This is a genomic window from Psychrobacter sp. 1176_08 (genome assembly GCF_052850615.1).
Genome location: NZ_VXCU01000007.1, coordinates 98628 through 123666 on the forward strand (window position 1 = coordinate 98628; position 25039 = coordinate 123666).

The following is a 25039-nucleotide window of genomic DNA, read 5'->3' on the forward strand; positions in this document are numbered from 1 at the left end:
AGGTGTGATTATTAATAAGTCACTGCCATCCTCATTATATCAGTCAGATAAGTCACCATTATGTCAAAACAGACGACCCTTTATTCGCATCAATCACAAAACCTGCAAACCAAAAACAAGACGCTAGTAGTCGGTTTGACGGGTGGCATCGGTAGTGGCAAGTCTGCTGCCAGTGCTTGGTTTGCTGAGCAAGGTATCGATATCATTGATGCAGATATCATTGCTCATGAAGTAGCCGCTAAAGGCAGCCCAACCTTACGCAAGATTCAGAAAAAATTTGGTGATTGGGTATTGAACAGTGACGGCACAATGGACAGAGCGGCGGTCAGAACACACGTATTTACGTACCCTGAAGCACTTATTGAGCTAGAGGCGATCACGCATCCAGCGATACGTGAGGCCGCAAAGCTGCAACTGGCCGCCAGTACATCGCCCTATATGGTGTTGTCAGCACCCCTGCTTATTGAAGGCGCAGAGGCTGGACTGGCCAATTTGTGTCAGCGCATCTTAGTGATGGATGCGACTGAAGAGACTCAGCTAGCACGCGCAAGCCGACGTGATGAGCAAAGTGTACAAAAGATTAAAGCCATTATGACCAATCAGCTTAGCCGAGAAGAGCGCAATCGCCATGCAGATCATGTCATTCTCAATGAAAGTGATTTGGCTTCTCTTTACGTCAAGCTTGAGCCCTTACATCAACAATATCTTACGCTTGCCCAGCAGCTAAAGTACGCTGCCGATTGACCTCATACAGTGCCATACCAGTGGCAACACTGACATTCAAGCTTTGCAAGTTGCCATGCTCATTGCCTGACATCGGGATGTAAACCAGCTCATCACAGCTTTCTGTGGTTAAACGGCGCATCCCTTCCCCCTCTGAGCCCATAATGATTGCTGTCTTACCTGTCAAATCAGCAGCATGTAAGGGTTTGGCATTCGCATTAAGAGCGGTACCAAAAACAAATACCCCTGCATTTTTAATCTGTGACAACGCACGCGCCAAATTGGTCACACTGATAATAGGCATCATCTCGGCCGCGCCAACTGAGACTTTGGCAACGGTTGGTGTTAGGCTTGCGGCATGATGTTTAGGACAAACAACGGCGTCCACGCCCATCGCCACAGCGGTACGCAAACAAGCACCAAAATTATGGGCATCCGTGATTTGATCGAGCACCAATAACAAGCACTGATCACGTCCAGCAATCTTGTCCAGTAAGCCTTCATCAGCGAAGCCCAATGGACGGGCATGCAATACAATGCCTTGATGTTGCGGGCTATCACACAATTGCGTTAGCTTGTCTTTTTGTGCGGTTTGGATACTAATACCATTGTCGCGCGCTTGCGCCATGATCGCTTGTACATGACTGTCGCTCTCACGTCCCTGCTGTACGAACAGGCTAAGTCCATCAAGTGGACGGTGTTCAAGTAAGGCATCAATCGCGTGAATACCATAAAAATAAATGGGTTTTGCCATAATAGGCCTACTATAAATATAAGTGGGTATCGCATATTGCGACAAGATAAAAAAGGAGATGTGGCCCAATTGTACCAGTCAATCAATGGTTGGCTATCAGTAATACTGGCCAAAAAAAGAAATAAACAATACCAATCCGATATTGTTTATTTTTTGAATCCTATCTGCACAGCGTGATAGGTCACCTTATCGTGACATTCATCTGGCTGTCGATTAGCCTTCTAAGTGGCAAACATACTGAACAATCTCTTCGGTACGCAGATTAAAACCGCTGTTGCCTTCAACCACGAATGATTGACCTGCACGGTAGTAGCTGAATTCTTCATCACCGTTTATTTTGACTTCACACTCACCGCTAGTGATTTCGATACGCTCAGAGGTATTGGTACTAAAGTGATAGTGGTCAACCAAGTTGTCACAAGGCAAGATCACGCCTAGCGTTTTATGGCGCCCATCTTCAAACATAATGGTATGGCTTGAACAGCGACCATCATAAGAGACGGTTGCGTGAGCATTGACGGTTACATTAGTAAATTGCGCCGCTGTCATAGTGGCTTCCTTATCAAATAATTATTATAAAACTAAAAAATAAGTAACTGAGTTGAGTCAGCTAGTGTGGGCGTTTTTGAAGAAGCGCTCAATCTTAAATGCTGGATTGTATTACGGTAAAGACCTGCCCGCTAACTGTAGGAGCAGATTCTATAAAAATATTTTGACATCATCACTGAGTTCTCTGTTCTTTTACTATAAGCCTCTAATTTTACGAAACCATGACTTGCAACATGATAAAGAGTGGATGGAACCCATAGTCAGAGTTTATCATTATGTGAGATTATGCTACCACATTATCTCTATAAAGTTTGTTACAGCGGCAGGTAAATTCTCTTGGCTAGGCAGATCATGATGCTGTCACACTTCCTTATTCCTCGCTACTTTCGTGACTACAGTTAGCCACTTTCACTGGTTTGAGACTTTTACTTTGATAGGTTCTATTTGGCCAAAGGGCTCACCTTTATCATCAGTATTATAAGAAAAAGAAAGACCACACATAGTCAACCTCCACCGATTTTGTGGTAGTCTTGCCAGACCCATTTATTAGATTTGCTGCCTTTAATATTTGTATTTAAAGACATTTAACACCATAATATTTGCCAATCACATTTATCTATTCGCGCTGTTAGCTGAACCTATTTATTCTTTTTTTATCCTATTTTAGACATGATTTTTGAGCCTATATAAAGCTTTCAATCTGTCATGAGAGGCGTTGATGCTAGTATCATTAACTTTACATCAGTTTGCGTTGATCGCTCAACATGAGCTAAACGTGGCTTGTGGCTTTAATGTCATCACCGGTGAGACGGGCGCTGGCAAGTCGCTATTACTTGATGCTTTGTCATTATGTATCGGCGAGCGCGCAGACAGTGCCATGGTCAGACATGGCGCAGCGCACGCAGATATCTATGCGCAGTTTGATGTAGAAAACAATCCTATCGTTGCCGAGTGGTTTGTAAAAAACGAGCGGCTACTAGAAGAACCTGAAGTATTGATTCGTCGTCAACTAAGCAATACAGGGCGCTCAAAAGCCTGGTTAAACGGTACACCAGTCAGTCTCGCTGAATTAAAAAGCTTGGGTGCATTACTGGTCAATATTCATAGCCAACATGCTCAGCAGGCCTTATTAAAGCCGCAATTTGTGGTGCAATGGTTAGATGAGATGGCGCAAACCACGCCTCTTGCCATACAAACAGCCAATAGCTATCAGCAGTACCAGCAGCTCAAACGCCGTGCCGATGATATCGCTAGCCGCGAATCCCAGCGTCAAGATCGTATTCAGCTTTTGCAAAACCAGCTGGCAGACATAGCGCCCTTGCTGGCGGTCGACTATGCAGATGTCGAGGCGGAGCATGAAGAGCTATCTAATATCGAAGCGCTAATGACCGAGGCCAGTCATGGTTTATATTTATTAGACAATGATACCGATGAGCCAGATGTCATGACCTTACTGGGTCAAGCAATCAAAATCTGTGACCACCAAGTGGGTGTCAGCCAAACGTTTGAGCAAGCCTCTGAGCAATTGCATTTGGCACAGCAGCAAATTACGGAAGTGACTGCGTTACTGTCGGATTATGCAGAACAACAATTGCCTGACCCTGAGCGCCTGCAAACGCTAGACAGTTTAATAAGCTTAGGTCACCGCTTATCACGCAAGCACAATTTGCCCGCTGGTGAATTGGTTCATGAAGCAAAAGGCTGGCAAGAACAATTAGATCAATTGGAAAATGAGCCAAGCAGTGATGCCATGGCGTCGCAAATCGAACAAGCATGGCAAGCATATTTGGCATTTGCCACACAATTGAATAAAGCGCGAACGAAAGCTGCACCCATGGTGAGTAAACAGCTGATTGAGCAACTACAGCCTCTTGCCTTGCCCAATGCTCGCTGCGAGTTTGTGTTTACCAAAAAAGCAGAAACCAGCCAATATAATGCACAAGGTTGCTTTGATATTGACTTGTTGTTTAGTGCCAATGTGGGTATGCCCATGCAGCCACTACATAAAATCGCCTCAGGCGGTGAGCTGTCGCGTATGGCGCTTGTGATGCAAGTATTGCAAGCAACGAGTGCTGATAACAATGCCGCCAAGCCGATGCTGGTATTCGATGAGGTCGATGTCGGTATCAGTGGTGGCACCGCACAAGTGGTCGGTGAGCTATTACGCGCACTTGGACAAACGCAGCAATTGCTCGCCATCACTCACCAAGCCCAAGTCGCCGCACAAGCCCATCAGCATATCTTGGTACAAAAACATCATCAAGAACAGACAGAAAGCGAGCTGCTCATCGTAACAGGCCATGCGCAAGTGGATGAGTTGGCACGTATGTCGGGCGGCGTGACCATCACTGATGTGACACGCGAACATGCGCGTAGTTTGTTGACCGATGTTAAGTAAAAATAACCGACTCTCAATTCTTGACTAGGCGTTGATAAACAACAACTTTGGTTGATTTTTACCTCATTATCGCCATATAGTGGTCTCTCACCTTTATTTAGGTTACGTGTTTTTTTATGTCTAAAGCCAATTTGACCCATCATTTCTTAATTGCGGCGCCAGAGCTATCAGATCCAAGGTTTGCACAGGCTTTAATCTATATTTGTCGTCATGATAAATATGGCGCACTTGGTCTTATGGTCAATCGTCCATTAGAGCAAGCGCGCGTTGGTAAACTCTTGGAAGACTTGGATATTGAAGTGACCAACCGCCAAGTGATGGAAGACTTGGCATTAGAAGGTGGTCCCATGTATCCAGAGGTGGGGTTTGTATTGCATACAGGACAACCGGAGTGGGCGTCTTCTTTTGCCATTTCAGAAAACGTCTGTATTACCACCAGTCAGGACATTCTCAAACGTATTGCAGCCGGTCAAGGCGTGGGTCATTATCAGTTGTGCTTGGGACATGCCAGTTGGGGCAAAAAACAGCTGGAAAAAGAGCTGGGTAATGGCGATTGGTTGGTCTGTCCCGCTGATTTGAACTTATTGTTTGATACGCCCTTTGAAGAACGTTGGCAAATCGCCGCTGACAAAATTGGTGTGAATTTTGATTATTTGAGCAGTGATATTGGTCATGCTTAATCTTCCAAGCTTAATAGCACACTCAACGATAGGAAACTTCTCTTATTATGGTAGATAGCACGCTTATAGAAGATGCCGTAGAAGCGATTGATGACAGCATTTCTGAATCAACCGTCAAACCACATCTGATCTTGGCGCTAGATTATGGCGTCAAAAAGATGGGTATGGCTTTAGGCAACACAGTCACCGAGACTGCGCGTGCCTTTGATATTTTGGCCATGGATAATGGTCAGCCAGACTGGGATAATTTACTGGGTATTATCAAAGTGTGGGGCGTGGCAAGAGTGGTGGTTGGTTTGCCACTGAACATGGATGGCAGCAGTTCCATGCTGTCGAAGCGGGCGCACAAGTTTGCCCGTCGCTTGGCACATAGAATCATGGAGCAGCATTTGCCTGTGACGGTGTCTCTATGTGATGAGCGCTTGACGTCTGTCGCCGCCAGAGAAATAGCATGGGAGAATGGCTGGATCAAACATGAGCGCGACCCCATTGATGATATCTCTGCCTGTATTTTGATGTCGACTTATTTTGCTGACCCTAATAGCAGTATCGCTATTGATGCTATCAAACCAGAATGAAGATACAGCAGCGTCAAAAGTGACAGACATAAATGGCAGGCATTGTAGCTTTGTTGTTTTTTACCCTATTGCCCCTCCAAACGAATGCGTGATTGATGACTATGACCTCTGTTTCAGACCAAGCCTTGCAAAATAAGTCGCAACATGGTTTTGCTCCGCTTGCGATCGCACGTATCAAGGGTGCTCAGCGCGTAAATCAGATAGCAATTTATCTTATTTATGCCGCGATTTTGGCATTTGTGATTTTTGGTACCATTGCCAGTATCAAGGCTTTCCATGACAATCAGTTGCTGTATCAATTGTTTTACAATTTGCCTTATGCGTTGGTGGCACTGACCATTCCTATTACCATTTATGATGCTTTAGTGATTTACCGTTATCGACTCAACCAGCCCTCAATGATTGCCATGAGTATCGGTGTGTCTACCCTTATTCTGATCGGTGAGTTACTGTTTTCTAATACGGCGTGGTTGGGATTGTCCTGCTGGCTGGGCGTGGCGTTTTTATTCAAAGTGACGTTTAAACGCTTTTTTAACTTTTTAGAAATACAAGAAGACGCTGATATCATGGAAGAGACGTAAGTGGTACGAATGAAATCACTGTAATGAATGCATCGTTTATTTAAAAAGCATACCGTACTACTGGGATAGATTTTTTGAAGCCTCTGTCTGCAACGGCACAGCAAGTAAAAAAATTATCTAAGCCGCGCACTTTTTATGCGTCACTTTTATACTATAAACTCACCTAATTGATTCAAATAATACATTATGACGACCTCAACGATGCAAACGACTATTCACCATCATTTAGACACGCAAGGCCTGATCTGTCCTGAGCCTGTGATGATGCTACACCGAGTGATCCGTAAAGCAGATAGCGGTGAGGTGATTGAGATACTCGCCACTGACCCCGCCACTACACGCGACATTCCTAATTTTTGTCGTCATTTGGGTCATGAGTTGCTCGGTCAAGAAACGTTGGCTGACCATGTAAGTTTGGATATTGATCCTGATGAAATCACTGTCGCTGGCGATAATGAGACGCCTGTAAATAGTACGCTATATCGTTATTTGGTGAAGAAAAAAAGCGCATGATCGCTCTAACCTATTCTTTATCTTTCGTCATTCACTGAGAATCGTCTTATGAGCCGTGACCGCGCCGTACAACAAAGGCAGCCCAAGTCCTTGGCCGTCGATGATGAGCCATCTTATATGACAGAGTTTCGTCAAGCCATGCTGGCTCGTGGTTTAGCGACGCGTACCCGTAACGCTTATGTGCGCGACTTGCGTTCTTGTGAGTTGAACAACCCTATCGCGCTGACACGCTGGCAGCCTGATGATGTGCTGCACTGTCTCTCCCTACTCACTCAAGACGGGAAAACCCCTCGTACCCAAGCGCGTATGCTCTCAAGCTTGCGTCAGTTCTACTTGTGGATGATTGCAAGCAACCTGCGTGAGGACAATCCCTGCGAGCGTATCAAAAGCCCCAAACTTGGTCGTCCCCTACCAAAAGATTTGAGCGAAGCAGATGTCGATAACCTTCTTGCCGCGCCCGATACCAGTACGGCGCTGGGACTGCGTGATAAAGCCATGTTAGAGGTGCTCTACGCTTGCGGTCTACGCGTCAGTGAGCTGATTAATCTGTCATTAGAACAAGTCAATCTCAATTCAGGCTGGTTGCAGATTACAGGTAAAGGCAATAAAACGCGATTGGTGCCACTCGGCGAATATGCAGCAGACGCGCTAGAAGATTATCTGTCGCATGGACGTGGGGATTTGATTGCGTATCTAAAATCAGGCAACTGCCAAGCGGTATTTTTGACGGCGCAAGGTGGTTATATGACTCGGCAAAACTTTTGGTATTTGCTCAAAAAATACGCGAAAGTCGCCAGTATCGATAAAGAGTTGTCACCGCACACCTTACGTCACGCTTTTGCCACGCATCTGCTCAATCATGGCGCAGACTTACGTAGCGTGCAGTTGTTGCTTGGGCATAGTGACTTGTCTACCACGCAGATCTATACGCACGTGGCGACAGCGAGATTGCAGCAGTTGCATGCAGAGCATCATCCGAGAGGTTAGCCTTTTGAAGGAAAGAACATATGATAGGACATAACGATCATAATATTATTAAAAAAATTACTGAGCATTTTAAAAATATGGACTTTGATGCAGGCTACAAGATGCTCAAAAGTTCAAATTTGTTACATGCAGCTACTCTAGAATGTGAGGGCAATGCTGAGTTTTATAAAAAAAATTATCAGAATGCTTTTGAAATTTATGGTCAAGTGACTGATATAGATAATGAGTACAGAATATCAAGATACTATTATCTATGGGCTTCTGATTTCTTTGCTAAAGGTGATTTAGTTCAGGCATTTGAATACTATCAGGAATCTATCGATTTAGACCCAGAGTTTGTTGATGCCTATATTGATTTAGGAGCTTTGATGGCAAGTATAGGAGAGTTTGCCTCTGCAAGGAAGTGCTATGAGGATGCTATGGCTATAGATCCAGAAGACATTAATATAAGGAAAAGCTTAAATTCTCTAAGAAAAATGTAAGCATGGAAACATTGGATAATAAGTTACTCTCGAACCAACCAAGCTACATAGCTGGTTAGTTACGATAATTTCTAGGAAAATAAGTATTAATCTTATCATTATCAAGCATTCTATCTTTGGTAAAATCTAGAGTATCTGAAACGGCTATACCGTGCCATAACTCTTGCGGAAAATCCTCAATTGACGCGTAGACTGTAGGTACAAGATAACGGTAATAATCACCTATTTTGGTCGCGCCCTTATAGCCTACTGGATAATCATCACCTTCGTTATACCCGTCTACTGCAAAGTATAAAAAGTAACCTTTGTTTACTGAAAAATTCGCGTCACTATAATTTTTTATTCGTTTAAGCTCAGCAGTTAATTCTTTAGCAATCTTACGACGACTCATTGTTTTATTTTCGAAAAAGCAGTAGAAGTCGATAATGTATCTATGCCACCTCCCAATTCTACCCACTGTTCTTATCGAAACTTTTTTGCGGTACCTATCCTTATTACTCCAATAAGAATATAGATCCACTATTAGCTCTCCTGCTTTATCTTGAGGGTAGTCCGTGTACTTATTCGACTCTTCCCATATATAATCATTTAAATCATCCAATAACGGTTCAGCATTATGAATATTTAAAACTGATTGCGGTAGGTCACCCCAGCAGTTATTTACCATAACAGCAATTCGCCCTTCTTTATCCATGGCAAACCATGTATAAACGGTACCAAATGTTGGTGTCCAGTCTTTATTAAGATCACTTGTCACATTGTTTTCCTTTAAGTCACCGCTGTAGAATTATGCACTTGCCTATCTTGATAAAAGTATAATTTTTCTTTCAGTCATAGCAACATTTTTCTATTTAAAAGAGTAATCTGAGAAACGACTATAATCCATAGCTGCAAACCTGCCCTTTTCTCGTTACAATACTCGTCATACTGCGTGAGCTGTCTAGTTGCACCACGCACCCCCTCTTACTTATCTATTATTTGAGAATATCATGAGCCATAGACCGCCTGCTGACCTGCTAAAGAACGCCCAACACTGGCGCGAAGACATCAATTTTCGCCAAGACGTGCTGGGCAAGCCGTTTGATTTTGCGACCACGTGGGGTATTTTTTCACCGCAAAAGCTCGATGACGGTAGCCTAATGCTACTTGATTACGTCGATTTTCAAGCAGATGATGATTCGATCGATTTGGGCTGTGGCTATGGCGTGCTTGGTATGACGGCCGCGCGTGAATGTCCAAACGGTCAGCACACCTTGATTGATAAAGATTTTATGGCAGTAGAATATGCGCGCTTAAATTGCGAGAAAAACGGTCTAAAGAATGTCGACGTGCATTTATCCAATGGCTTTAATCATGTGGCAAAGGACAAAGACTTTAGCCTTGTAATGTCAAACCTACCCGCCAAAGTCGGCAAAGAGCAGCACTATCTGTATTTCCTCGATGCCTATACACGCATGCGTCAAGGTGGCCGTTTTTATGTCGTGACCATCAATGGTTTGCGCCAGTTTATGAAGCGCTCGTTTACCGAAGTGTTTGGCAATAGTGAAAAGGTCAAACAAGGCAAAACGTATACGATTACCATGGCAACCAAAGACTAATTTTTTAGAAAAAATAGGTGGTTAAAACTTAGCTGATTGAAAGCTCAAGATTTTTAAAATTGAATCTTTTAAAGTTGAGTAAATAAGAAGCCCGTCGAAACTTATCGTTTTGACGGGCTTTTTTATGGTGAACTGGCTAGTTGATGAGCTTTGATAATGTACAGAGCGACTGGGATAAAGTTTTTGCAGCCTCTGTGTTACAGCAAGCAAGGAAGTTTTATACCAGTCGCTTATCACTATAAATACTTGTCACTATGTACAGGGCGATTTGGTTTTGCATTGTCCGTTGTTACCTACATTTGCCGTTTGAGTAAATAGCCACCCAAGATCGCACTGCCAATAATCGGCAGTATCACCATCAGCATGGGCGAAAACCCAGTAGCCAGCGAGACAAAACCGACCAAATCCTGCACATAACTGAACAGCAAGCCAAATAGTAACGCCACGACGATACGCAAGCCCAAACTGTGCGTCCGTAGCGAGCCAAAAACGAATGAGCAGGCCACAATGACCAAAGACAAGATAGACAACGGCGACAGTAGTTTTTGCCAAAATGCCAGCTCATGACTCAAGGAGCGTTGATCTTGTTGGCGCATGAACTGCCGATGCTCATACAATTGCGTCAATGACAAATCCTCTGCTTTACGGGTCAGCAAATACACGGACTCAGGCGCAAATGGCAAGCTTAACGTATCAGATGTCGAGATGGCCTGACTGCTTTCAAACCCTTGATTGATACTTAGCTCAGTCATATTGTTCAGTTGCCACTCATAACGATACTGCTCGCTCAGTTTGTCAGTGGTGGTGTTTAAAGATTCACGACCAATATACTTCCCACCCTCAGCATGCACTGCGGTTTGTAAGTTACCACTATTGTCCAAATGCCAACGCTTGACCTCACCGATATTGCCGTTAACATCGGCGTAATCGATATAAAGAATGTCGCTACCATCCGGTTTGGCACCGCCATCTTCTGATTTTTCAAACCGTGGCTGCACGGTCCAATAGCCTCGTACCGACGTCACTAGCGATTTGCTGTCAGCATCGTTGATCTCTTTTGCCAGTTGATTGGAGGTCGGCAAAACAAACTGATTGATTGCCAAAGCCAAAATCACAAAAATCAAGGCAGGTTGTAGCACCCAGCTGACGATACGATACACACTGACCCCAGCCGCGCGCATCACGACCAGCTCACTTTTGTTTGCCAGTAATCCCAAACCAACCACCGCACCAAGCAAGGCGCCCGTCGGAATAAACTGCTCTAAAAAGTAAGGCGAGCGGTAAAAAATGTATTTGATGGCTTCACCCATCGTATAGCTGTCATCCAACGAATCTAGCTCAGATAAATAAGAAAATACCAGTTGCAGCGCCCACAGACCAAGTACAGCACCAATGATGGCGAGCAAGGCATTGAGCTTGACATAACGGCTCAGCACCTTGAGGTTGCTCGGCAGTCTTGCCAGCTGATCGGTCGCTGAGGATTTTGAAAATAAGGAGCGCATTATGGTTGCCCTCCTTGTGAGCCACTATGTTGGCTATCAGCTGTCATCAACGGCTCATTCTCTTGCTTGCGAAAGCGTAATCGATGCTGCACACGGCTACCCCAATTCATATAAAGTGCCAACGCCATAAATCCTAAAATAAACCACGCGTATGCCCAAACGCTGACACTGCCTTTACTCACGGCATTTTTAAGTGAAATAATACCGAGTGCACAGCTGACAAATAATAAGATGGAGGGAAACAGACGTAACCAGCGCCCTTGACGTGGGCGTACTTGCGCAAGTGGTACGGCCAGCATTGGTGCGATAATCATCAACCACGGCAGCGCCAAGCGATAACCAAGCTCACCTTGTGCGGCTCGCAACGCATTATCACTGCCCACTTGCCCACCTGTGGCAGCTTGCCATAGCGGCCCAATCGCTTGAGTTTCGATATTGTCTTCGGTAACGACTTCTTTTGAGGATTCCGTCAACGTGATGCGATAGCGATCAAAGCCGACTTGGTTATACTTTAGATTGCCTGCGCCAACCTCATAGCGACGTCCTTGGAATAAGTCCAATTGCGTCACACCACTCGCCTCTGTATCTACTTGCTCAGCCCGTTTGGCTAACGTGATGGTGTCTTTGCTAATATCGTTCTTGCTCATCAGTGCGTTCGGCAGCTCTGGAATGTCCAACTGCTCAGCAGTTTCTGCATCGATGCGGTTATCCATATCAACAGACGTACTGTCATCCATATCAACAGATTTACTGCCTTTGGCTTTGGGCTTCGACTGGATAAGTATCACGTCTTGCAGTTGTTTCTTATCATCGCTCAAACTGCCCACGTACAAATGATAATTGCCACTACTAATAAATTGGTTTGGGCGAATCAAATCAAAAGCACTGGTCAATGCTTGCTGCTGCCAAACGCTCTCGGATGATCGCACGCCCCACGGTTTTCCAACCACCGAGAGCGCCGCCTCGCCCACAAACAAGGCTAATATCAATGGCGTCATCAGACGCGCAAGCTTACCACGCGAGATGCCACTGGCATTGATTACTGCCACTTCTTGGTCAACATACAAGCGTCCGAAAACCAGCATCAATGCAATAAAAAATGCCAGCGGCAAGATCAACTCTAAGAAGTACGGCAGGTTATAACCGATAATAGTGAATAACAAACTGATATCCAGATTGCCTTCTGCTGCGATACCAAAGTAACGGATCAAACGACCGCCCAGCATTATTACCACTAAAAACCCCAACACCAAAGCGGTCGTTGAGGCAACTTGCTGAGTCATATAGCGGCGTAATATCACAATAGGTACTCTTCATGGGTTGGTAATGGATTGGCAGTCGCGTGAGTCATCACATGCTTATCGATAAATTATAGGGAATTTCAAGCACAGTTATCGGCACTATGTTAACGCTGTATCGGCTCTATCCTGATCAATCGACTATATACATAATGACCATAATATCGTGACCGTAATAACGGCATCATTTTTGCGCCATACTCTACAAATATCAGCGATAAAGATAGCCGCTAATCCTAGCATATTTTGGTTAAAAATGGCTGTGAAATGTGTTTGAAAGAGATTGCGCTCACCTTGCTGGTGGCTTGTTATATCTGCCTAATATAAAGGCAATAATCAAAAATTAAAGGGCGCACAAAACATACAATTGTTTGAAATTGAGTATATTTCTACTTAGACGTTTTTGGTTTATGTACTTTAGAAAGGTTTGTTTGTCATTCGTATCATGACGCTCGTATATTTGACAATAATTGCTAGACTAATCTCTCCATATTTTTAAAGCGTTCGCTTCTGTGATTTTATACGACTCTTCAAATATCACAAATCATATTGATTAAGGACTTTACCATGTCTACGCCCTCTACCTTACTTGAACTTGCTGGCGGTGCCTTTGCGCCCCCTGATTGGTCTAACTGCGCTCTCGTATTGATTGACTTTCAAAACGAATACGTCAATGGTGCCATGCCGCTAGGGCAAGCCGGTGCAAAAGCGACTGAAAATGCACGCCTACTGCTAAAAAAAGCTCGTGAACAAGACGTACCTATTTTCCATATCACGCATCATGGTGCAGAAAACGGTCAAGTGTTCGACCCTTTATCGGCCAATGTCGATATTGTTAGCGACTTACAGCCTCAAGACAATGAAACCATTATCATCAAAAAACACCCCAATGCCTTTTATGAGACGCAGCTTGACGCCCTGCTTAAAAAAGCGCAAAAGCAGCAAATCATCTTTGCTGGGTTTATGAGTCACATGTGTGTCAGCTCAAGTGTCAGAGCCGCGTTTGACTTAGGGTTTGATAATGTCGTCTGTCACGACGCCTGTGCCACTCGCGATTTGCCAAGCGCTCAAAGAGAAACCATCAGTGCTGAGATAATGCACGATACCGCGATGGCAGCGCTACAAGACAGGTTTGCCGCTTTGGTGACGACAAATGATTTAATCAATGGCTAGCATCAATCCATCCATTATTTTTTGACACAATGTACTACATCATCAACTTTATAATAAAAATTTACCTTTAATAATACTGATAAACGTAAACTAGATTAGCAAACTTGTTCTAACATATTACCTAAGCCTTGCTCACTGCGCACTGGTCTTGCAATATGCTACACTAGAGCGGTGGCTCAATAGGCCAAAGGATCTAATAAGTAAAACCAATTAAATAAACGCGATCATTTTTATGAATCTGATTTTATAACTCTAATAAGGATAATTATATGAATATCAAATTAACCCAAAGTTTACCAAAGACGCACACGCAAAAAATTCTCAAAAAAGAAGCCAAGAGCAAAGATGCCGCTTGTCTTGTGGTCTTGGTCGATGATAAGAAAAACATCATTGCTGAATCAGCCTTGAGCGACTATCAAACACGCATTGAACAATTGATTGAAGTCTCACACTTCAGTGGTAGTGCTTGTGAAACAGTAGAAGATTATGCGCTGGCAGGCGATAAAAAGACCACCAAGCAAAACCCTGTACAATTATTATTGGTAGGTGTTGGTAAGCTTGAGAAGCTTAACCAGAGCGCCTTGCAAAAAATTGCCAATACCATTCATCAAAGCACACAAAAACGTGTGGATTCTATTACTGTCGCCCTAGGCGATGCGTTGGAAGAAAATCAATTTGGTCAGTTTGCGCTGAATTTATTGGCCGCAAGCTATCGTTTTGATAAATATAAGTCTGAACAAAAAACGCCTGTATTGACCGATATTTATTTGTTGGCTGATAAGTCATTGCAAGATTCACTCGTATTTGCTGAAGCTGTCTTTAAAGGTCAAAGCCTGACTCGTGACGTTGCTAATGAACCGGGTAACATCTGCTTCCCAGCTTATATGGCAGAACAAGCACAAGCATTGGCCAAAACCTATCCTGATCTATTAAAAGTCACCGTATTGGGTGAAGATGAGATGTCAGCATTGGGTATGAATTGCTTCTTAGCAGTGGCGCAAGGCTCTACCAAAGAAGGCAAGCTGGTATTGATGGAATATCAAGGTAAGTCAGCATTTAGTGCCAACGCGGGCAAAGCGTCTGTTAATAGTGCAAAAGTAACAGGCGGCCTAAAAGCCCTAACTGATAAATTGCCAACCAAGCTTCCAAGTAAGAAAGCGTCTAAAAAGACAGACAAAAATAACGAGACCTCTGCTCCAGTGACTAATGATGATGCTCCTATCGTCTTAGTAGGTAAAGGCGTAACCTTTGACTCAGGTGGTATTTCAATCAAACCTGGTGCGGCAATGGATGAGATGAAGTTTGACATGGGCGGCTCGGCCTCAGTACTCGGCACGATTAAAGCCTTGTGTGAAGCGCGCCTACCGATCAATGTCGTTGGTGCTCTTGCTTGTGCTGAAAACATGCCTTCAGGGGATGCGACTCGTCCAGGTGACATCGTCAAAGCCATGAACGGCAAGTCTGTTGAAATCTTGAACACAGACGCCGAAGGTCGTTTGGTATTGGCAGACACACTATGCTATGTACAACGCTATCAACCAAAAGCCATTATCGATGTGGCAACTTTGACTGGTGCTTGTGTGGTGGCGTTAGGTCATGTCCGTTCAGCGGTCTTTAGTAATGATGAAGACGTTTTGTTTGATCTTGAAAACGCCAGTAATCTATCAGGCGATCTTATCTGGCATATGCCGATGGATGACGAGTATCAAGCGCAGCTCGACTCGCCTATCGCTGACATGCAAAACATTGGTGGTAAAGGTGCAGGCGCTGTGACTGCAGCTTGCTTCTTATCGCGTTTTGTTGAAGAAGGTCAAGCATGGGCGCATTTAGACATCGCTGGCACGGCATGGAACTCAGGTGCCAATAAAGCCGCCACTGGTCGTCCTGTACCGCTGTTTATGCAATACTTAAAAAACAGCGCCGCTATGGTTTAATCCATTGATGAACACCACTTTATGAATATTAGCTTTTATGTTTTAAGCGAAAATAAGGCCCAAGATTTCTTGGGCTTTATTTGTCAGCTCACTCAAACAGCCCTTAACAAGAGCACCCAATCGGTACTGATACTGATTGAGGACGAAGCATTGCTGGCGTCACTTGATGCGTCTTTATGGGCACAAGAGGCAACCAGCTTTATACCGCATCAGCTTATCGATGACTCTGATACAGTTACTCGTCCTGACGCTACTTCTTCTATGAATGATAAAACATCTACTCCCGTTTTGCTGGGTAACCACATGCCAGCTGATTTTAAAGGGATTGTACTGAATACCACCGCACATCCTGTGAATCAATTTATGACGGCTACTCATAACGCGCATCCTACGCGGGTTCTTGAGCTAATCAAACCAGATTCTAGCAGCGTGGACGCAGGTCGTCATAAGTACAAAAGTTATCAGCAATTGGGCTATGAGTTGACCCACTTTAAAGTCTAATGCATAAAGGTACTGTATTATTCAGTGTTGTAACCCTAAAAAACGCTCTATCCTTTGTGATACGGGCGTTTTTTTTATGATATATCAGTCCGTATAGAGAAGGGTTAAAGGTAGGCGCTCATGTTGAAAAATGTTACTATCTTGCGCCTACTTTTACTTTTTATCATTATTTGTTTGTTTACTGACTAATTCGAGGGTGTATAGATGCGTTCATTGATTGCGATGTATCAGCGTATAGGACTGGTACCGCTGATTATTATCGGTTTAGTATTGGGAGTATTGATTGGTTGGTTAGCGCCAAGCGTTGGTGTCGCATTGGGATTGTTAGGGACACTATTTGTTGGTGCCTTAAAAGCAGTTGCTCCCGTGTTGGTCTTTGTTCTGGTCATGGCCGCCATTAGTCAACATCGCAGTGGCAATGAAGTGTATGTCAAGCCAGTGCTGATTATGTATATGTTCGGCACTTTTTTGGCAGCCCTCACCGCAGTCATGGCAAGTTTTTTATTCCCAACCGAGTTGGTGTTGGTAAATGCTACGATTGAGCAAGTACCACCAGCAGGTCTAAAAGAAGTGTTGACCAACTTACTGATGAATCTGGTCGCAAACCCTGTCAATGCAATCGCTGAAGCCAACTATATTGGTATTTTGGCTTGGGCAATTATCATCGGTTTTGCCTTACGTCAGGCCAGCGACACTGCGCGTGCGGTGGTCAGCGACTTTTCTGATGCGATCTCACAAGTAGTAAAATGGGTCATTGCCTTAGCACCTTTTGGTATATTGGGTTTGGTCGCCAATACGGTAGCTGAGACAGGCTTTGAGGCTTTAGCTGGTTATGCACGTATTTTGATGGTACTGATCGGTTGTATGCTATTTATCGCTCTCGTCGCCAACCCTATTATTGTCCTTGTCAAAACGGGCAAAAACCCTTACCCATTGGTATTTAGATGTTTGCGTGAGTCAGGGATTACAGCATTCTTTACCCGTAGTTCAGCGGCCAACATTCCTGTCAACATGAATTTGGCGCGCAAACTGGGTCTACATGAAGACACTTATTCGGTGACGATTCCCTTAGGCGCCACTATCAACATGGCAGGCGCGGCAATCACTATTAACGTGTTGACGCTTGCCGCTGCACATACGCTTGGTATCGAAGTGACTTTCGCGTCAGCGCTTTTATTAAGCTTGGTTGCAACGATTAGTGCATGCGGCGCCTCTGGGGTTGCTGGTGGTTCATTGCTGCTAATCCCTCTTGCCGCTAGTCTGTTTAATATTCCAAACGACATCGCCATGCAAGTGGTTGCCATTGGCTTTATCATCGGTGTGATTCAAGACTCAGCAGAAACGGCCCTGAACTCATCAACCGATGTGTTGTTTACAGCGGCGGCTGATCCTACCTATTCACGTTAATAGTTAAAAACACGCTCACAAATAAAAAAGGGCCATTTGGCTCTTTTTTATTGCTAAAAAATTTGGTCCTATGAACTAGGATGTTTTCTCAATCTGAAAACGATACATAGCACCATACGTCTGTTTTAAAAACCCAGTTATACTTCACATCTACTTTAGACTCTAGGACGTGTCCTTATTTTAAAAAGGGTCGTAAAATGAGATAGATGGCAGTCAAACGAGGAAAGTAGTGCAAATAATATCAAGCTATCAATCAACTATTTGATAGTATTTTGCAAAATCTAGCCTATTTAGATACAACCGTTTGAATTGAGGACACACCCTAGTTGTACAATTCAATCTATTCCACAGTCACCCTTGTAGCCTTGTCTACATCAGTTTTGGTGCTTAATCGCATCGATCGATAGATACTCAAAATACACGAATACCCTAGCCATTTATGGACAGGGGTTTTACCTATTATTAAAAGAAATTAACATGAACATTAACAGCATCATTTTCCCTATATCCTATATTAATTTTGTTTTCTGTACGGTAACGGAGGCAAAAGCGATATGAATATCGACGAACCTAAAACCTCTGAGCTTAACGCCCCAAGTTTACCTATCTGGAAGCTACTGGCATTCACATTAGCAGGCTTTCTCACTATCATGACCGAAACCATGCCAGCTGGTTTGTTACCACAAATTAGTGAGTCATTAGGGGTCTCTAAAGCGCTAGCAGGCCAGTTGATAACGTTTTATGCACTAGGTTCTGTGCTAGCCGCCATCCCAGTGATTGCCGCCACTCGTAGTTGGAATCGCCGCCGGTTATTCTTATTGGCAATTGGTAGCCTATTGGTATTCAATATTGTTACTGCCTTGTCAAGCAGCTATGCAATCATTATAGCGGCACGCTTTGCTGCGGGTATGGCAGCTGGAGTCATATGGGGATTACTACCTGGCTATGTATTGCGTATGGTGGCAGACAATATGCGGGGACGTGCGTTAGCAATAACAGGAGTGGGTCAGCCAATTGCGCTGGCCTTTGGCGTACCTTTAGGAACATGGCTCGGTCTACTATTAGACTGGCGCGGCGTGTTTTGGATCATGTCAGCGTTAACATTGCTATCGTTGATCTGGGTACGTCTGGCATTACCTGACTTCGCCGGTCAGTCAGCCAAACAGCGCCTATCAATCCGGCACGTTTTTTCGATGCCAGGTATTCGCCCTGTATTGCTAACGTTGTTTGTATGGATCGCGGCTCACAACATTCTCTATACTTACATCGAGCCATTTTTAGCATCGGTTGGGCTGGCACAGCGAGTGGATGCTATATTGCTGTTATTCGGTATTGCTGCCATAGTAGGAATTTGGCTTACTGGACTGCTAGTAGATAACTGGCTACGGTTGATGGCTTTGATAAGTCTGAGTGTGTTTGCGATAGGAGCATTAGTATTGGGTTTCTCTGGTGGTTCTACAGCTATTGTTCTGGTGGGTATAGCCATATGGGGACTGACCTTTGGCGGCGCACCAATATTACTACAGACTGCGCTTGCAGGAGCCGCAGGCGATAACGCTGATGTTGCACAGTCCATGCTTGTGACCGTATTTAACCTAGCGATAGCCTGCGGCGGGGTAGCGGGGGCGATACTATTACAACGCATTGGGGCGGTATCGTTTCCGTGGGCAGTCCTTGCGCTTGCCTTATTAGGACTATCAGTAGTATGGTCTGCTAGAAGAAATGGGTTTGTTTCGAGCTAAAACTCAAAATACTACGACCCAAAAGAGAATACGCTTGATGAAATATCAACGTATATCTGCTATTTTCGGTTATTTATAAACATAAAAAAGAGCCACTTGGCTCTTTTTTATCGTCTATTCTGTATGATTATCTCACTACTTCAAATGGTCGATATCCACTTCAATTACTGGCGTTTGTGTGTCTAGCTGACGTTTTAGTTGGCGTAACTGCTCAAGCTCGTCCAACAGCTCAAGTATCAGACCAATCGCTGGCACACTGGCGTCAAAATCGCGACTCAAACGTGACGCGCGGCGCACAGTCGTTAGCTGGTAACCCGTGAACTGCTCACGCTCTGGCACATCATATTCAATAATATTTTCTTCAATCAATTCGATGACCCATTGGCGCTCTTGACCACAGGTAGATACCAGCTCATCTAGGCTCATGATAATATCGGTAAATTCAGGCGAGTGTTTCATAGTTATTATCCTCGTTTACGCTTTATGTCGTCGTTCTCGTATGGTTTTATCTCTCTTACAATGGTTTTTAGCGATGATGAATCACTGTCATTAACGGTCAATATTGGTATCGGCAAAGGCTTGTTTTAACTGCTCATAAGCTTGGGTGGCTGCGTCAGTCGTGATATCAGGATTGACGATATTTAAGGTCAAGTACAAATCACCTGCTTGCTTGGCCGGAATGCCTTTGCCTTTTAGACGTAAATTGCTACCCGACTTGCTATTTTTGGGAATACTGACTGCCAGCGTACCTGCTGGTGTTGTGACGTTTATTTTTTCACCCAATGCTGCTTCCCATGGTGCGATGTTCACGGTTTGATAGACATCCGCACCTTCGATACGAATATTGTCTGCATGGCGAATTTTTACTTTTAAGAATAAGTCACCGTTTTTACCACCACCACTACCAGCAGCACCTTGTCCTGCTAAGCGGATTTGTTTACCATCAGTGATGCCTTTAGGAATTTTAATTTTGAGCGTTTTGTTGTCATAATCGACGCTACCATTAGGCTGGCGAACGGGTACATTTAACTTAATACTATAGTCGTCCCCATTATAAACAGAGGCTAGGTCAACCATAATCTCGGCATGCTGATCTTGACCTTTGCTGTCTTGCGGACCAAATCCGCCACCGAATTGATCAAAACCTCCGCGTTGAGACTGCCCGCTTGCTTGATCATTGGTTGAGCCACGTGCGCCGCGGCCAAACGCTGAAAATATATCGTCGAAACGGAAGCCACCATCGCCATACGCTTCGCCGTCACCGAACTGTCCCTTAATATCTTCCCAGCGAAACCCACCTTGCCCACCAGCGGATTGACCATTAAAGCCCCTCCCTTGACCAGCAAAAGGATTGTCTAGCATGGCATCATATTCAGCGCGCTTGTCTTTATCTCTAATGGTTTCATAGGCGTTATTAATCTCTGCAATCTTATTATCAGCATCTGGATCATCGCTAACATCTGGATGGTATTGACGCACAAGCTTACGGTATTTTTTTTTGATATCAGCGTCTGAAGCGTCTTTTTTGACCCCTAAAATGTCATAGTAATTTTTCTCTGCCATGTTGTTTTCCTCAAAATAAAAGCAGGTAAATGATACTGATATGCCAATTTAAAACGTTATAATGTGGAAGTTTGTTTGACTGCGACATAACAGATGATGACTATCTTCTATAAACGATGATATCAATAAAACAAACAAATACCGTTATATAAATATTACCAGTAGTGATACCAAGCTGTCGTTCTTTCTCAGTAAAGCAGCGATATAGATAAGAAAATATAAGATCCATAAATGGTTAACTATAACTACGTCACAAATATATTCTCCTACAAATGTTACTGCCAACTTCAAATGTTACTCGTAGCTTTTTGGGTACACACGCTGTCATGAGAATAAAAAATATTTTTTCTAACTGGTTTTGGTGAGAGTTTTTATAGTCTCGCTTATAAGAATCAATGCTTCACAGACTATTATGCAGATTTATAACGTACCCATTTATGCTTAAAAACACTTTTTTCTCTTAAAAAACAGACATTTGCCTTTGAAAGTTCTCCTACATCACGGTAAGAATATAACAAGTTCTTGCTTGTAGAATACCCCCATTATTTATACTCATAGGGGGTATGGATAACATAGGCAGATATTTCTGTCTATTTCGTTCATAGAAAAAAGGTATTAAATGTCTTATTTAATTAAGTCTCTGGTTGTGACGTTGTCAATATTGCTGAGTACCACGGTGTTTGCTGGTAACACGAGTTATTACGGTAGTAAGTTTCATGGTAAACGTACCGCAAGTGGTAGTATCTTCAATATGAACTCTCTCACGGCGGCGCACAAAACCCTGCCGTTTGGTACAAAAGTACAAGTAACCAACCAAAAGACGAAAGAAAGTGTTGTGGTCAAAATCACAGATCGAGGCCCCTATATTAGAGGCCGTATTCTTGATTTATCAAAAGCTGCTGCCAGTCAAATAGATTGTCAGCTATGTACCACTACGATGAAAATCCTCTCGTATGGAGATGGTAAATACCGTAAAGAATAAAGAATGATGTAATAAAAAAGGGAAGGCCTATGCCTTCCCTTTTTTACGACTGTTTTTCAGACAGAATACTGTCTAATAAATAGTTAAAAACCTCTACATTTAACTATTTACTCAAAATTTGCTTCCATCTCTTCTAACGTCGTCATTGACTGCAATAGCTGCTCTTCATTGTCACTGTGCTGCTGTTGTAATGCTGTCTGCTCATTCAATAACACCATCAAATCAGATTTGCGACTGTCTTCATAGAGACTGGTGTCAGCCAGCTTGTCTTCAAGCGCATTCAGTTTTTCATTGATTTTAGCCAATGTTTTTTCTGTATTCTCAATATCACGGCGTACAGGTGCAGTCAGTTTGCGTTGTTCTGCGGCCAATTTACGCTGTTCTTCTTTGCTTAGCGTCGGTTGAGTAGAAACTTTCTTGTGCGCTGCTGTGCTACTCGAAGCTGAACCTGATTTGGTCTCTGAACCAGACGCCGCTTGATGAACAGATTTTGCATTTGTTGTTTCACGTGAAACAAACTTTTTACTGTCTTTTTTGTTCTTTTTCTTGCTGGCAGTTTTGTCTTGCGCGTTTTCTTGCTTACGCTTTTCAGCAAGCCATTTACCATAGTCACTGATGTCACCCTCAAACTCATCAATTTGACCATCATGGACTAAAAACAACTCGTCACAGACATTGGCGATCAGCTCACGGTCATGCGACACCAGTACCACTGCTCCTTGGAAGCCTTGCAATGCAATGGTCAAGGCTTGACGCATTTGTAAATCTAAATGGTTGGTTGGCTCATCGAGAACAAGGACATTTGGACGTTGCCAGACAATCAAAGCCAAAGTCAGGCGCGCGCGTTCGCCACCAGAAAATAACTCACTTGGGGTATCAATGCGATCACCGCGAAAATCAAAACTGCCTAAGAAAGAACGCAGTTCGGCATCCGAGGTCTTGCCTGCCAAGCGGCGCATCATTTGTAGCGGCGTTGCGGCAGCATCAAGCACGTCCATTTGATGCTGGTTAAAGTAACCAAGTTTGAGAGTGTCAGATGCACGGTATGTGCCTGATAACACCCCAAGCTCACCCACCAAGGCTTTGATTAAGGTGGATTTACCCGCGCCATTCATCCCAAGCAAACCAAGACGCGTGTCGGGCGTGACTTGCACATTGGCGTTGTGCAATAGCGGCGTGTCGCTATAACCGATGTCTGCCTGTGTCAGCTCAATCAGTGGCGAGCTCATGTTGGCAGGCTCATAAAATCGGAAAGAAAAAGGATTGTCTGCCATCATGGGTGACAACTCTGCCATACGCTCAAGCTGTTTAATACGACTTTGGGCTTGTTTGGCTTTACTGGCCTTAGCACGGAAGCGACGAATAAAATCATCCAAATGTGCTTTGGTCGCTTGCTGCTTTTCAAACGCTTGCTGCTGCTGCGCCATACGCTCATGACGCGTACGAATAAACTGCTGATAATTACCCGTATAAAGGGTGATTTTTTGTTGTTCGACATGCAAGATATGACCAACGGTCGCATCCAAGAATGCTTGATCATGCGAGATGACAATGACCAGCCCTGTGTACGCGTTAATCCACGTTTCAAGCCACAAGATCGCATCCAAATCCAAATGGTTGGTTGGCTCATCGAGCAACATCAAATCAGCACGGCTCATCAGGGTTTTGGCAAGGTTTAAGCGCATGCGCCAGCCTCCCGAAAACCCTTCTACGGGTAGCTCATGCTGGCTGGTATTAAAACCAAGACCTGCCATGATTTGCGCCGCCTTAGTTGGTGTGCGATAGCCATCAATCTCATCAAATTGCTGATGCAATACACCAATCTGCTCATCGCTCACGCTACTCAAATCATTCAAAGCGGCATTAATCTCATACCACTGCTCATCACCACTGAGTACATAATCAATCGCGGTCTGAGCGCTGGCACCCACTTCTTGCGCCATGTGTGCCACATGCCAGCTATCAGGAATGCTGACCTCCCCCCTATCCAGTGTGACTTCGGTATCGCCCTTACCCATCTGCGTCAACAATAAAGCAAACAACGTAGATTTGCCTGTGCCGTTATTGCCCGTTAAGCCAACTTTGTGGCCCGGATGTAGCTGGAAGCTTGCACCTGCAAACAATTCTCGACCATCACGGCGAACACCAACGTCTTTAAATTCGATCATATAATTTCTTCATCTCAACAGTAATATAAAATATGGGGCAAGCAGAAAAACACACATCTGGCATGTTAATGGCGGCTATTATTTCAAACGCTTGGCGCATAGGCAAATGATTAAATAACTATTTCAAAACTAAGTATTTATTTGATGAATAATTGATGTGATTTATTGCAAATAATGGCGCGATAAGTGATTTGTACCAGAGCATTAAATTTGGTTGGCAGTCACACGCTTGACAAACGAATCCTTATCCCCATTATGATATACTGCTACCAGATGAGTGTCAGCACGCCACAAAATGGTGGCGATGGCATTCGATAGAATAGAAAAAATGCACCCATAGCACCGCCCTAATGACAGCACCCAATCGAATCAAACGCCGTACGTATCTTTATTTGCAACCTATATATAGCAAACCCAAACAGGATGACGAAAGCATTTGATCCTAGCAACTGAGGTAGATATGAACGAATCAGCCAACCAATTTAATCCAAGCGCAAGCCAGCCTGTAGACCCAACGGTATTAAGACTCACCGATAGTGCCGCGCAAAAAGTACGTCGCCTACGTGAAGAAGAAGGTGACAGTGACCTTATGCTACGTGTTTACGTGACAGGCGGTGGGTGTTCAGGTTTTTCTTATGGCTTTAATTTCGCCAATGACTTAAACGAAGACGATGCCAATTTTGATAATGGTGATGTGACGCTGGTCGTAGACTCGCTCAGTTATCAGTACTTACAAGGTTCTACCGTAGATTATACGGAAGGATTAGAAGGGGCGCGCTTTATAGTGACCAACCCCAATGCCACCACCACTTGTGGCTGTGGCTCGTCATTCTCGATTTAAGGTATCGGTATATTATCAGGATGCCTTATATGGTGAGCTGACGCTATGGTACATCGCCTAGTGCAGTACATTCATAGCATCTATC

Annotated in this window: 24 protein-coding genes; 16 read left to right on the forward strand and 8 right to left on the reverse strand. The window is 44.0% G+C overall.

Annotation, left to right across the window (positions count from 1 at the left end; translation table 11 throughout):
* Positions 1-60 precede the first annotated feature (60 nt).
* A complete protein-coding gene (gene coaE, locus FW759_RS10310; RefSeq protein ID WP_446442935.1) occupies positions 61-744 on the forward strand; it encodes a dephospho-CoA kinase in 684 nt (227 codons plus the stop codon).
* Here coaE and rlmB read toward each other — a convergent pair.
* On the reverse strand, positions 707-1477 hold the full coding sequence (rlmB, locus tag FW759_RS10315) for a 23S rRNA (guanosine(2251)-2'-O)-methyltransferase RlmB (protein WP_446442936.1): 771 nt from the start codon (positions 1475-1477) through the stop codon (positions 707-709). The genes coaE and rlmB overlap by 38 nt on opposite strands.
* A 213-nt stretch (positions 1478-1690) precedes the next feature.
* Positions 1691-2026 carry a pyrimidine/purine nucleoside phosphorylase gene (gene ppnP / locus FW759_RS10320; RefSeq protein WP_062843514.1) on the reverse strand — a complete coding sequence of 112 codons (336 nt, stop codon included), beginning with the start codon at positions 2024-2026 and terminating at the stop codon, positions 1691-1693.
* 718 nt (positions 2027-2744) lie between these two features.
* On the opposite strand from ppnP, the gene recN reads away from it, so the two are divergent.
* The 7 genes from recN (at position 2745) to FW759_RS10355 (ending at position 8245) form a co-directional block, all read left to right on the forward strand.
* Positions 2745-4424 carry a DNA repair protein RecN gene (gene recN, locus FW759_RS10325; protein ID WP_446442937.1) on the forward strand — a complete coding sequence of 560 codons (1680 nt, stop codon included), beginning with the start codon at positions 2745-2747 and terminating at the stop codon, positions 4422-4424.
* 116 nt (positions 4425-4540) lie between these two features.
* The gene (locus FW759_RS10330) at positions 4541-5104 is read left to right on the forward strand and encodes a YqgE/AlgH family protein (protein ID WP_062843512.1); all 564 of its coding nucleotides are present in this window, start codon (positions 4541-4543) and stop codon (positions 5102-5104) included.
* 47 nt (positions 5105-5151) lie between these two features.
* A complete protein-coding gene (ruvX, locus tag FW759_RS10335) occupies positions 5152-5682 on the forward strand; it encodes a Holliday junction resolvase RuvX (RefSeq protein ID WP_095569373.1) in 531 nt (176 codons plus the stop codon).
* Positions 5683-5777: 95 nt separating this feature from the next.
* The gene (locus FW759_RS10340) at positions 5778-6263 is read left to right on the forward strand and encodes a hypothetical protein (protein WP_446442938.1); all 486 of its coding nucleotides are present in this window, start codon (positions 5778-5780) and stop codon (positions 6261-6263) included.
* 201 nt (positions 6264-6464) lie between these two features.
* On the forward strand, positions 6465-6776 hold the full coding sequence (gene tusA / locus FW759_RS10345) for a sulfurtransferase TusA (RefSeq protein ID WP_446443021.1): 312 nt from the start codon (positions 6465-6467) through the stop codon (positions 6774-6776).
* Between the two features lie 48 nt (positions 6777-6824).
* Entirely contained in the window at positions 6825-7763 is a 939-nt protein-coding gene (gene xerD, locus FW759_RS10350) for a site-specific tyrosine recombinase XerD (protein WP_446442939.1), read from the forward strand.
* A gap of 20 nt (positions 7764-7783) precedes the next feature.
* Positions 7784-8245 carry a tetratricopeptide repeat protein gene (locus FW759_RS10355; RefSeq protein ID WP_446442940.1) on the forward strand — a complete coding sequence of 154 codons (462 nt, stop codon included), beginning with the start codon at positions 7784-7786 and terminating at the stop codon, positions 8243-8245.
* Between the two features lie 55 nt (positions 8246-8300).
* On the opposite strand, the gene FW759_RS10360 is transcribed toward FW759_RS10355, so the two are convergent.
* Entirely contained in the window at positions 8301-9002 is a 702-nt protein-coding gene (locus FW759_RS10360; protein WP_446442941.1) for a hypothetical protein, read from the reverse strand.
* 232 nt (positions 9003-9234) lie between these two features.
* Between FW759_RS10360 and FW759_RS10365 the strand changes: the two genes are divergently transcribed.
* Positions 9235-9843 carry a class I SAM-dependent methyltransferase gene (locus tag FW759_RS10365; RefSeq protein ID WP_446442942.1) on the forward strand — a complete coding sequence of 203 codons (609 nt, stop codon included), beginning with the start codon at positions 9235-9237 and terminating at the stop codon, positions 9841-9843.
* Positions 9844-10136: 293 nt separating this feature from the next.
* Here FW759_RS10365 and lptG read toward each other — a convergent pair whose 3' ends face one another.
* Together lptG and FW759_RS10375 are read right to left on the reverse strand one after the other, a co-directional pair.
* On the reverse strand, positions 10137-11345 hold the full coding sequence (gene lptG, locus FW759_RS10370; RefSeq protein WP_446442943.1) for an LPS export ABC transporter permease LptG: 1209 nt from the start codon (positions 11343-11345) through the stop codon (positions 10137-10139).
* A complete protein-coding gene (locus FW759_RS10375) occupies positions 11345-12646 on the reverse strand; it encodes an LPS export ABC transporter permease LptF (protein WP_446442944.1) in 1302 nt (433 codons plus the stop codon). Before FW759_RS10375 ends, lptG begins: the two co-directional genes overlap by 1 nt.
* A gap of 564 nt (positions 12647-13210) precedes the next feature.
* On the opposite strand from FW759_RS10375, the gene FW759_RS10380 reads away from it, so the two are divergent.
* The 5 genes from FW759_RS10380 to FW759_RS10400 all read left to right on the forward strand — a co-directional run bounded on the left by FW759_RS10380 (position 13211) and on the right by FW759_RS10400 (position 19400).
* Entirely contained in the window at positions 13211-13816 is a 606-nt protein-coding gene (locus FW759_RS10380) for a cysteine hydrolase family protein (protein ID WP_446442945.1), read from the forward strand.
* Between the two features lie 269 nt (positions 13817-14085).
* Positions 14086-15750, forward strand: a complete 1665-nt coding sequence (locus tag FW759_RS10385; RefSeq protein ID WP_446442946.1) for a leucyl aminopeptidase — start codon at positions 14086-14088, stop codon at positions 15748-15750.
* A gap of 21 nt (positions 15751-15771) precedes the next feature.
* Complete coding sequence (locus tag FW759_RS10390; protein ID WP_446442947.1) at positions 15772-16251, forward strand: DNA polymerase III subunit chi; 480 nt, start codon at positions 15772-15774, stop codon at positions 16249-16251.
* A gap of 204 nt (positions 16252-16455) precedes the next feature.
* The gene (sstT, locus tag FW759_RS10395) at positions 16456-17658 is read left to right on the forward strand and encodes a serine/threonine transporter SstT (RefSeq protein ID WP_062843501.1); all 1203 of its coding nucleotides are present in this window, start codon (positions 16456-16458) and stop codon (positions 17656-17658) included.
* A 554-nt stretch (positions 17659-18212) separates the two neighbouring features.
* Entirely contained in the window at positions 18213-19400 is a 1188-nt protein-coding gene (locus tag FW759_RS10400) for an MFS transporter (protein WP_062843500.1), read from the forward strand.
* A 135-nt stretch (positions 19401-19535) separates the two neighbouring features.
* Here the strand turns inward: FW759_RS10400 and FW759_RS10405 are convergent, their stop codons facing one another.
* Together FW759_RS10405 and FW759_RS10410 are read right to left on the reverse strand one after the other, a co-directional pair.
* Entirely contained in the window at positions 19536-19859 is a 324-nt protein-coding gene (locus tag FW759_RS10405) for a chaperone modulator CbpM (RefSeq protein ID WP_062843499.1), read from the reverse strand.
* Positions 19860-19949: 90 nt separating this feature from the next.
* Positions 19950-20963: a DnaJ C-terminal domain-containing protein gene (locus FW759_RS10410; RefSeq protein WP_062843498.1), complete on the reverse strand. Its 1014-nt coding sequence runs from the start codon at positions 20961-20963 to the stop codon at positions 19950-19952.
* A 619-nt stretch (positions 20964-21582) separates the two neighbouring features.
* On the opposite strand from FW759_RS10410, the gene FW759_RS10415 reads away from it, so the two are divergent.
* Entirely contained in the window at positions 21583-21945 is a 363-nt protein-coding gene (locus tag FW759_RS10415) for a septal ring lytic transglycosylase RlpA family protein (RefSeq protein WP_062843497.1), read from the forward strand.
* A 107-nt stretch (positions 21946-22052) separates the two neighbouring features.
* Here FW759_RS10415 and FW759_RS10420 read toward each other — a convergent pair whose 3' ends face one another.
* Entirely contained in the window at positions 22053-24113 is a 2061-nt protein-coding gene (locus FW759_RS10420) for an ATP-binding cassette domain-containing protein (RefSeq protein WP_443508151.1), read from the reverse strand.
* 460 nt (positions 24114-24573) lie between these two features.
* Here FW759_RS10420 and erpA point away from each other — a divergent pair, with 460 nt between their 5' ends.
* Positions 24574-24954: an iron-sulfur cluster insertion protein ErpA gene (gene erpA / locus FW759_RS10425; RefSeq protein ID WP_062843495.1), complete on the forward strand. Its 381-nt coding sequence runs from the start codon at positions 24574-24576 to the stop codon at positions 24952-24954.
* Positions 24955-25039 lie beyond the last annotated feature (85 nt).